The following is a 9,752-nucleotide window of genomic DNA, read 5'->3' as shown; positions in this document are numbered from 1 at the left end:
GATCGAGTGGTCGAGCGTCTCGCGCGAGGCATCCGGATCGTACTTCTGCGGGTCGTTCGCGCCGGACCCGATCACGTAGTGCGTGTGGTGCGACGTGTGGATGACGACGCTCGCGATGCGCGACGGGTCGGCGACGAGCTCGGGGTGCTCGCGGTTCAGCTTGCGGGCGAGGTCGATCCACGCCTGCGCCTGGTACTCGGCCGAGTGCTCCTTCGTGTAGGTGTCGAGGATGGCGCGCTTGGCCTCGCCCGCCTCGGGCAGCGGCACCTCGTACGAGGCGTCGGGCCCGTCGAGGAGCCACGCGATCACGCCGTCCTCGCCCTCGTAGATCGGCACCGGGCTCGTCTGCCCGCGCATGGCGCGGTCCACGGCCTCGACCGCCATCTTCCCGGCGAAGGCGGGCGCGTGCGCCTTCCACGTCGAGATCTCGCCCTTGCGCGACTGCCGCGTCGCGGTCGTGGTGTGCAGCGCCTGGCCGACGGCCTGGAAGATCGTCTCGGGGTCGAGGCCGAGGAGCGTGCCGATGCCCGCCGCGGCCGACGGGCCGAGGTGGGCGACGTGGTCGATCTTGTGCTTGTGCAGCGAGATGGCCTTCACGAGGTCGACCTGGATCTCGTAGCCCGTCGCGATGCCGCGCACGACCTCGCGGCCCGTGAGGCCCCGCTGCGACGCGAGGTGCTGCGCGACCGCGACGATCGCGGGGATGTTGTCGCCGGGGTGCGAGTACTCGGCCGCGAGGAACGTGTCGTGGAAGTCGAGCTCGCGGACCGCGACCCCGTTCGCCCACGCCGCCCACTCGGGGCTCGTGCGGCGTGCCGGCTCGAGTCCGAACACGGTCGCACCCTCGCCGCCGACCGACACCGGGTGCGCGGTCGCCTGCGAGCGGGCCGCGATGATCGGGGCGCGCGTGAGCGACGCCGCGGCGACCGAGGCGTTGTCGATGACGCGGTTGACGACCATCTCGGCGACCTCGTCGGTCACCTCGACGGGGTCGGCGGCGACCTCGGCGATCTTCCAGGCGAGCTGGTCGGGGCGGGCGAGGTTCTCCTCGCTGCGGTGGACGCGCACGTGGTGGAGCTGCACGGTTCGGCCTTTCGGTTCGGTGTTCGCTTCGGTCGTTCGAGTGGTCTTCGGGCCCGGTCCGAGCCGGCGGGGCCGGCCGGTGGCGATCGGGCGGTCGTGGGGGCGAGCGGATGCCTCGCTCACGCGACGCGCGGCCCGTCGTCGACGTCGGCCGGTTCAGCGACCTCGTCGACGGGGGCGCTCGCGAGCGCGTTGGTGAGGCTCCGGTGGAGGTGGACGTGGGTCGCGTGCGACGCGAGCTCGGCGTCGCCCGCGAGGATCGCGTCGACGATGAGCTCGTGCTCCCCCGCGGCCGCCCGGAGGCGGTCGGGGTTGTGCCGGGACAGGCGGCGGATGCGCGCAGAGTGCAGCTGGACGCTGCGCAGCGCTCCGCCGAGGAACGGGTTCGCGGCCGCCTCGTCGATGGCACGGTCGAGGTCGTCGACGATCTCGAAGTAGCGCGTGAGCCCGGCCTCGCCCTCGGCGAGGAGTCGGGGCGCATCGCGCAGCCGGTCGCGGATCGCGAGGAACGGGGCATCCGCTCGCCGTCTCGCCGCGAGGCCGGCCGCGCGGGCCTCGAGCGCCTCGCGGAGCTCGTAGAGCGCGACGATGTCGGCGCGAGAGATCGCGGTCACGATGGTGCCGCGTGCGGTCGGCTCGACGAGGCCGTCGGCGGCGAGGCGACGGAGCGCCTCGCGCACCGGCGTGCGACTGACGCCGAGGCGGACCGACTGCTCGACCTCCTGGAGCACCGTGCCCGGGCCCAGCACGCCGTCGAGGATCTCGCCGCGGAGGGTGTCGTACGCCCGCTCACCTGCTCGCATGCGTTCCTCCCGTCTTCGTCGGCGACGACTCATGTATACACGGATGCCGCTGATGCCGCAATCTTCGGCGATATTCCTGCGAATCGGCCGAGCGCTCTCGACGAACTGATGTTTCGTGTATACATTGAGCGCAAGCCCGTTCCAGAGCCGGCACGGGCAGGACCGCACGTCCCGGGGGCCCGCACCGGTGCCGCCCTCGAGGGAGGAACCGCGATGAGCACGACGACGAGCTACGCCGACGAGTACCGCCGCAGCATGGAGGACCCCGAGGGGTTCTGGCTGGACGCGGCCGGCCTCATCGACTGGATGCGCACTCCCGCCCGCGCGCTCGACGCCGGCGCCGCACCGCTCTACCGCTGGTTCCCGGACGGCACCCTGAACGTCAGCGCCAACGCGCTCGACCGCTGGGTCGCGGCCGGGCGCGGCGACCAGGTCGCACTCGCGTACGACTCCGCGATGACAGGCTCGAAGCGCAGCTTCACCTACTCGGAACTGCTCCACGAGGTCGAGCTGTTCGCGGGCGTGCTCCGGCGCAACGGCGTCTCGCAGGGCGATCGCGTCGCGATCTACCTGCCGATGACGCCCGAGGCCGTCATCGCGATGCTCGCGTGCGCCCGCATCGGCGCCGTCCACTCGGTGATCTTCGGCGGGTTCGCCGCGAACGAGCTGGCCGTGCGCATCCAGGACGCGGCGCCGAAGCTCATCGTCACCTCCTCCGGCGGCCTCGAGCCCGGACGCGTCGTCGAGTACCTCCCGATCGTCGAGAAGGCGCTCGCGATGATCGTCGGCGACCGATCCGTCGCGGGCACGCCGACGAGCTCGATCACCGTGGTCTCGGAGGACGAGCTGAGCGTCGAGGCCGTGATCGTGCGCAATCGCGAGGCGGTGCCCGGGGATGCCGCGGCGTTCGACGGACGCGTGGGCGTCCGCTGGCTCGACTGGGAGGACGAGCTCGCGCACGCCCAGCCGGTCGCGCCGGTCGAGCTCGTGGCGACGGACCCGCTGTACATCCTCTACACGTCGGGCACGACGGGGACGCCCAAGGGCGTCGTGCGCGACAACGGCGGCTACGCCGTCGCGCTGGCGTGGTCGATGCGGAACATCTACGACATCCGTGCGGGTGACGTGATGTGGACCGCATCCGACGTGGGCTGGGTCGTCGGCCACAGCTACATCGTCTATGGCCCGCTCCTCGCGGGCGCGACGACCTTGCTGTACGAGGGCAAGCCCATCGGCACGCCCGACGCGGGCGCGTTCTGGCGGATGGTCGAGGAGTACCGCGTCAAGGTGCTGTTCTCGGCGCCCACCGCGGTGCGCGCCATCCGTCGCGAGGACCCGGCGCTCGAGCACCTCTCGGGCTACGACACGTCGAGCCTCCAGGCCCTCTTCCTGGCGGGCGAACGCCTCGACACCGAGACGTACCACTGGATCGACGAGGCCCTGCACTGCCCGGTGATCGACCACTGGTGGCAGACCGAGACCGGCTGGGCGATCGCCGCCAACCCGCGCGGCATCGAACCGCTGCCCGTCAAGCCCGGCTCCCCCACCGTCCCGGTGCCCGGCTACCGAGTGGGCATCGTCGATGGGAAGGGCCGGCCCGTCGCGACCGGCGTCGAGGGCAACATCGTGCTCGAGCTGCCGCTGCCGCCGGGCAGCCTGCCCACCCTGTGGGGCGGCGACGAGAAGTACGTCGCCTCGTACCTCACGGCGTTCACCGGGCACTACGCCACCGGCGATTCCGGGTACGTCGACGACGACGGCTACGTCTACGTCATGGGCCGCACCGACGACGTCATCAACGTGGCCGGCCACCGCCTCTCGACGGGCGGGCTCGAGGAGGCGCTGAACCACCATCCTGCGATCGCCGAGGTCGCCGTCATCGGGATCAGGGACGAGCTCAAGGGCCAGCGTGCCGCGGGGTTCGTGACGCTCAAGCACGGCACGGTGATCGAGCACGACGTGCTCGTGAAGGAACTCGTCGCGCTCGTGCGCGAGACGGTCGGCCCGGTCGCGGCGTTCCGCGACGTCACCGTGCTCGACCGTCTCCCGAAGACGCGCTCGGGCAAGATCCTGCGGAAGACCATGCGACAGATCGCCGACGGCGAGCCGTACAAGGTGCCCGCGACCATCGAGGACCCCTCCGTGCTCAGCGCGCTCGAGGCCGCGCTCGGGCGCTGATCCACCGGCGGAGGGCTGGTTTCGGCCGACGGACGCCGCGGGACGAAGGACCCCGCCCCCGCGCCATCCGCCCTGCCTAGGCTCGGGGCATGGAGGCGACGACGCCGTCATCGATCCACTGGCCCGTGATCCGGAAGGACGCCGCGGAGCTGGCCGTGCGCCCGAACCTCGTCGACTACGACGAGGCCCGGGCGAGCTTCGACTGGTCCGACGCGAGGCGCGCGCTGTCCGGCCTGCCGGGCGGCGGGACCAACATCGCCCACGAGGCCGTCGACCGCCACGCCGCCGGACCGCTCGCCGACCGCGAGGCGCTGCGCTTCATCCGAGCGGACGGCTCGGTCCGGGCGCTGACATATGCGCAGCTCGCGAACGAGGCCGGCCGGTTCGCGAGCGTGCTGCGCGAGCTCGGCGTCGAACGCGGCGAGCGCGTGTACTCGCTGCTCGGCCGGCGCCCCGAGCTCTACGCCGCCGTGCTCGGCACGCTGAAGCACGGTGCGGTCTTCTGCCCGCTGTTCTCGGCGTTCGGACCCGAGCCGGTCCGGCAGCGCATGGAGATCGGCTCTGGACGCGTGCTCGTGACCACGCGGGCGCTCTACCGCCGGAAGGTCGCGCCCATCCGCGACGAGCTGCCAGAGCTCCGGCACGTCCTCCTCGTCGACGACGGCGGTCCGACGGATGCCGCGCCCGAGCCGGGCACGCTCGACCTCGCCCCGCTGCTCGCCGGGGCGACCGACTACGGCCCGACCGCGTCGACCGGCCCGGAGGACATGGCGCTGCTGCACTTCACGAGCGGCACGACGGGCCGCCCGAAGGGCGCGATCCACGTGCACGACGCCGTCGTCGCCCACTACGCGACGGGCCGGTTCGCACTCGACCTCCACCCCGACGACGTGTACTGGTGCACCGCCGACCCCGGCTGGGTGACCGGCACGTCGTACGGCATCATCGCTCCGCTCGTGCACGGCGTGACCGCGATCGTCGATGAGGAGGAGATGGATGCCGAACGCTGGTACCGGATCCTCGCGGACCACCGGGTCACGGTCTGGTACACCGCACCGACCGCGCTGCGGATGCTCATGAAGGCGGGCGCCGAACGCGTGGCGGACCACGACCTGTCCGCGCTGCGATTCGTCGCGAGCGTGGGCGAACCCCTGAACCCCGAGGTCGTCGTGTGGGGACAGGAGGCGTTCGGCCGCCCGGTGCACGACAACTGGTGGCAGACCGAGACCGGCGGAATCATGATCTCGAACTACCCGGCGATGGACATCAGGCCCGGCTCGATGGGCCGGCCCCTGCCCGGCATCGAGGCGGGCGTCGTGGCGCGGGACGAGACGGGCGCGCCCGTCGTCCGCGACGGCGAGGCGGTGCTGTGCGAGCCGGATGCCACCGGCGAGCTCGCCCTGCGGCCGGGCTGGCCGTCGATGTTCCGCGGCTACCTCCACGAGGAGGAGCGCTATCGGAAGTGCTTCGCCGGGGGCTGGTACCTGACCGGAGACCTCGCCCGCCGCGACGCCGACGGCTACTTCTGGTTCGTCGGGCGCGGCGATGACGTCATCAAGTCGTCGGGGCACCTCATCGGCCCGTTCGAGGTCGAGAGCTGCCTCCTGGAGCACGAGGCGGTCGCAGAGGCCGCCGTGATCGGCGTGCCCGACGAGGTGGCCGGAGAGGTCGTCAAGGCGTTCGTCGAGCTGAAGCCGGGCCACGAGGCATCCGATGCGCTGCGGCTCGAGCTCATCGGCTTCACGCGCAAGCGGCTCGGGCCCGCCGTGGCCCCGCGCCTGCTCGACTTCGCGCCCGCGCTGCCCAAGACGCGCAGCGGCAAGATCCTCCGGCGGCTGCTGAAGGCCCGCGAGCTCGGCCTGCCCGAGGGCGACACGTCCACACTGGAGGCCGGACGATGACCCCGCCGATGACCGCCGAGGAACGCGCTGCGCTGATCACCGCCCGGCCCGATCAGGCGCGCGAACTGCTGCGGCAGATGCTGCGCGTGCGGCGCCTCGAGGAGCGCTGCGTCGAGCTCTACTCGGCATCGAAGATCCGCGGGTTCCTGCACGTCTACATCGGCGAGGAGGCGGTCGCGGCGGGGGTGATGTCGGCGCTTCGGCCGGATGACGCGGTCGTGGCCACGTACCGCGAGCACGGCCATGCGCTGCTCCGAGGCGTGCCGGCGACCGCGATCATGGCCGAGATGTTCGGGCACGCCGAGGGATGCTGCCGCGGACGCGGCGGTTCGATGCACCTGTTCGACGCCGACACGCGCTTCTACGGCGGCAACGCCATCGTCGCGGGCGGGTTGCCGCTCGCGGTCGGCCTGGCGCTCGCCGACCGGATGCAGGGGCGCGACCGCGTGACGGCCTGCTTCTTCGGCGAGGGCGCGATGGCCGAGGGCGAGTTCCACGAGAGCCTCAACCTGGCGGCCCTCTGGGACCTGCCCGTGCTGTTCTGCTGCGAGAACAACCTCTACGCCATGGGCACCGCGCTCGAGCGGTCGGAATCGCAGACCGACCTGGCGCTCAAGGCCGCGTCGTACGAGGTCGCATCGTGGGCGGTCGACGGCATGGACGTGCTCGCCGTCGAGGAGTCGGCCCGGCGGGCGGTCGAGGCCGTGCGCTCGGGAGGCGGGCCGCACTTCCTCGAGTTCCGCACCTACCGGTTCCGAGCCCACTCCATGTTCGACCCCGAGCGGTATCGCGAGAAGGCCGAGGTCGAGCACTGGATGGAGCGCGACCCGATCGCGTCGCTGCGCGGCGAGCTCGAGGCATCCGGCCTGCTCGACGCCGACGGCTGGGCCTCGATCACCCGTGACGTGGACGCCGAGGTCGACGCGGCCGTCGAGTTCGCCGAGTCGGGCACGCTCGAACCCCTCGCCGACCTCGCACGGCACGTCCACAGCGAGCGGAGCACCGCATGAAGACGACGTTCCGCGAAGCCATGCGCGCGGCGATGCGCGACGCGATGCAGCGCGACGAGCGGGTGTTCCTCATGGGCGAGGACGTCGGACGCTACGGCGGCGGCTTCGCGGTGAGCCTCGGCCTGCTCGAGGAGTTCGGGCCGCAGCGCGTCCGCGACACGCCGCTGTCCGAGGCCGGGTTCGTGGGGGCCGGAATCGGCGCCGCGCTCGGCGGCATGCGGCCCATCGTCGAGGTCATGACCGTCAACTTCAGCCTGCTCGCGCTCGACCAGATCGTGAACAACGCCGCGACGCTGCTGCACATGTCGGGCGGCCAGTTCAACGTGCCGCTCGTGGTCCGGATGACGACCGGCGGCGGGCGCCAGCTCGCGGCGCAGCACTCGCACAGCCTCGAGGGCTGGCTCGCGCACATCCCGGGCCTGCGCATCCTCGCGCCGGCGACGCTCGAAGACGCGCGCGGCATGCTGTGGACCGCGCTCGAGGACCCCGACCCGGTGCTCATCTTCGAGCACGGGTCGCTGTACAACGTGGCCGGTGAGCTGGCGGATGACGCCGGGCCGGTCGACATCGACCGGGCCGCGGTCCGCCGCGCCGGCGCGGATGTCTCGATCATCACGTACGGGGGCACGCTGCCGATGGTGCTGGCGGCGGCCGACTCCCTCTCCGCCGAGGGCATCGACGCCGAGGTGATCGACCTGCGCACGCTCCGGCCGCTCGACGACGACGCGATCCTCGCGACCGTCGCGAAGACGCACCGCGCGGTCGTCGTCGACGAGGGATGGCGCAGCGGGAGCCTCTCCGCCGAGGTCAGCGCCCGCATCACCGAGTCGGCGTTCTACGAGCTCGACGCGCCGGTCGCGCGGGTCTGCAGCGAGGAGGTGCCGGTGCCGTATGCGAAGCACCTCGAAGAGGCGGCGCTCCCGTCCGTCGCGCGGGTGATCTCGGCGGCACGTGCGACGGTCGGCCAGGTCGAAGCGGTGGCCGGGCATGCCTGAGCTGCTCATGCCGTCGCTCGGCGCGGACATGGAGCACGGCAAGGTCGTCGAGTGGCTCGTGAAGCCCGGCGACTACGTGCACCGCGGCGACCTGGTCGCCGAGGTCGACACCGAGAAGACCGTCATGGAGATCGAGTCGTTCGAGGAGGGCGTCGTCGCCGAGTACCTGGTCGAGCTCGGCGAGACCGTGCCGGTCGGCACGCCGATCGCTCGAGTGACCGGGACACCGGCGGATGGCGCGATCCAGGCATCGTCGCCCGGCGCAGCCGTACCCGGATCGGCGGAGGACGCAGTCGAGGTCCCGGCGATCGCCCCGCCCATCCGCAGTCTCGCTCACCGACTCGGGGTCGACGTGACGCGCCTGACGGGAACGGGGCGCCGCGGAGCCGTGACGAGGGCCGATGTCGAGGCCGCCGCCGCGGATGCCGCCGCGAGCGGCCCGGTCGGCCCGGACACGTCCGCGGAGGGCGCACCCGCCCGCGTCGCGGGCTCGCCGTCCCGCGACTCCGCGCCGGTCGCGCCGCCGGTCGCCCGGGCTCCCGCCTCCTCCGCCGAGGGGACAGGACGCGTGCGCTCGTCGCCGCGGGCGAGGCGGCTCGCCGCAGATCTCGGCCTCGACCTCTCGACGGTCGCCGGGACGGCTCCGGGCGGGGCGGTGACCGAGGCCGACGTGCGCCGTGCGACGGAGCCGCGCGAGCGTCCGGAAGCGACGACCGCCGCCGCTCCGGCGACGACGCATCGTGGCCGTGACCGGCGATCGCATTCGCGGCCCGGCGGCGAGGATGCCGAGGCCCGGGACCGAGCGCGGGCGAGCGGACCCTCGGTGTCCGACCGCGTCGCGAGCCTGCGCCGGGCGATCGGCTCGTTGATGGCCCGTTCGAAGCGCGAGATCCCGCACTACTACCTCAGCACGACGATCGACCTGGGACCGGCACTCGAGTGGATGCGGCGAGCCAATGCCGGGCGCCCGCTCGCCGAGCGGCTGGTTCCGGCGGCGCTCCTCCTGGCCGCGAGCGCCCGAGCCGCGCGCGACGTGCCCGAGGTGAACGGCTTCTTCGTGGACGGCGAGTTCCGGCAGAGCTCCGCCGTGCACCTCGGCGTCGCGATCGCGCTGCGCGGGGGCGGGCTCGTGGCTCCCGCCATCCACGACGCCGACCGGCTGACACCCGACGAGGTGATGGCGTCGCTGCGCGACCTCGTCGCGCGGGCCCGGGCCGGGCGCCTCCATCGCGCCGAGATGGCCGATCCGACGATCACGGTCACGAACCTCGGCGAGCTCGGCGTCGAGACCGTCTTCGGCGTGATCTACCCGCCGCAGGTCGCGCTCGTCGGGTTCGGCCGCGTGATCGAGCGGCCGTGGGCGAGGGACGGGCTCCTCGGCGTCCGCCCGGTCGTCACGGCGACGCTCTCCGCGGACCACCGCGTGAGCGACGGGCTGCGGGGCGGGCGCTTCCTGGCCCGCGTCGACGAACTGCTGCAGAGACCGGAGGAGCTGTGAACGAGTCGGATGCCCGGGCGGCCGTGTTCGCCGCGCTCCACGAGATCGCCCCCGACGTCGAGCCGGACGACCTCGACCCGAGCGCCCGGCTGCGTCAGGACCTCGAGCTCGATTCGCTCGACTTCCTCCGGCTGTTGGAGGTCCTCGCCGGTTCGACGGGCGTCTCGACGCCCGAGGACGACTACCGTGACCTCACGACCGTGCAGGCACTGGTCGACTACATCGCCAAGCGAGGCTGACGCACCGCACGCACCGCACGGCACCGACCGGCCGATCGCTCGGTC

Annotated in this window: 8 protein-coding genes; 6 read left to right on the top strand and 2 right to left on the bottom strand. The window is 72.7% G+C overall.

Annotated features, from left to right (window positions below; all coding sequences use genetic code 11):
- Together GJR97_RS07085 and GJR97_RS07080 are read right to left on the bottom strand one after the other, a co-directional pair.
- Nucleotides 1–1,083 (bottom strand): MmgE/PrpD family protein (locus tag GJR97_RS07085; RefSeq protein WP_324613253.1); only part of this gene is annotated, 1,083 nt, incomplete at its 3' end.
- A 119-nt stretch (nucleotides 1,084–1,202) separates the two neighbouring features.
- Nucleotides 1,203–1,886 carry a GntR family transcriptional regulator gene (locus tag GJR97_RS07080; protein WP_154345806.1) on the bottom strand — a complete coding sequence of 228 codons (684 nt, stop codon included), beginning with the start codon at nucleotides 1,884–1,886 and terminating at the stop codon, nucleotides 1,203–1,205.
- Nucleotides 1,887–2,099: 213 nt separating this feature from the next.
- Between GJR97_RS07080 and GJR97_RS07075 the strand changes: the two genes are divergently transcribed.
- The 6 genes from GJR97_RS07075 to GJR97_RS07050 all read left to right on the top strand — a co-directional run bounded on the left by GJR97_RS07075 (nucleotide 2,100) and on the right by GJR97_RS07050 (nucleotide 9,707).
- Nucleotides 2,100–4,064: an AMP-binding protein gene (locus tag GJR97_RS07075; protein ID WP_154345805.1), complete on the top strand. Its 1,965-nt coding sequence runs from the start codon at nucleotides 2,100–2,102 to the stop codon at nucleotides 4,062–4,064.
- Between the two features lie 89 nt (nucleotides 4,065–4,153).
- The gene (gene acsA, locus GJR97_RS07070) at nucleotides 4,154–5,965 is read left to right on the top strand and encodes an acetate--CoA ligase (RefSeq protein ID WP_154345804.1); all 1,812 of its coding nucleotides are present in this window, start codon (nucleotides 4,154–4,156) and stop codon (nucleotides 5,963–5,965) included.
- Between the two features lie 8 nt (nucleotides 5,966–5,973).
- Entirely contained in the window at nucleotides 5,974–6,975 is a 1,002-nt protein-coding gene (gene pdhA, locus GJR97_RS07065) for a pyruvate dehydrogenase (acetyl-transferring) E1 component subunit alpha (protein WP_154345803.1), read from the top strand.
- A complete protein-coding gene (locus GJR97_RS07060) occupies nucleotides 6,972–7,970 on the top strand; it encodes an alpha-ketoacid dehydrogenase subunit beta (RefSeq protein WP_154345802.1) in 999 nt (332 codons plus the stop codon). The genes pdhA and GJR97_RS07060 overlap by 4 nt, the downstream gene beginning before the upstream one ends.
- Entirely contained in the window at nucleotides 7,963–9,468 is a 1,506-nt protein-coding gene (locus GJR97_RS07055; RefSeq protein ID WP_154345801.1) for a 2-oxo acid dehydrogenase subunit E2, read from the top strand. The genes GJR97_RS07060 and GJR97_RS07055 overlap by 8 nt, the downstream gene beginning before the upstream one ends.
- On the top strand, nucleotides 9,465–9,707 hold the full coding sequence (locus GJR97_RS07050) for an acyl carrier protein (protein ID WP_324613251.1): 243 nt from the start codon (nucleotides 9,465–9,467) through the stop codon (nucleotides 9,705–9,707). Before GJR97_RS07055 ends, GJR97_RS07050 begins: the two co-directional genes overlap by 4 nt.
- The last annotated feature ends 45 nt before the right edge of the window (nucleotides 9,708–9,752 follow it).

This window comes from Agromyces kandeliae (genome assembly GCF_009674665.1).
In the GTDB taxonomy this organism is placed as follows: Bacteria; Actinomycetota; Actinomycetes; order Actinomycetales; family Microbacteriaceae; genus Agromyces; species Agromyces kandeliae.
This window is presented reverse-complemented; position numbering and strand designations above follow the sequence as displayed.

Coding starts and splice junctions, on each gene's coding strand:
- GJR97_RS07080 (WP_154345806.1), bottom strand. CDS start 1,886: ATGCGAGCAGGTGAGCGGGCGTACGACACCCTCCGCGGCGAGATCCTC.
- acsA (WP_154345804.1), top strand. CDS start 4,154: ATGGAGGCGACGACGCCGTCATCGATCCACTGGCCCGTGATCCGGAAG.
- GJR97_RS07060 (WP_154345802.1), top strand. CDS start 6,972: ATGAAGACGACGTTCCGCGAAGCCATGCGCGCGGCGATGCGCGACGCG.
- GJR97_RS07055 (WP_154345801.1), top strand. CDS start 7,963: ATGCCTGAGCTGCTCATGCCGTCGCTCGGCGCGGACATGGAGCACGGC.
- GJR97_RS07075 (WP_154345805.1), top strand. CDS start 2,100: ATGAGCACGACGACGAGCTACGCCGACGAGTACCGCCGCAGCATGGAG.
- pdhA (WP_154345803.1), top strand. CDS start 5,974: ATGACCGCCGAGGAACGCGCTGCGCTGATCACCGCCCGGCCCGATCAG.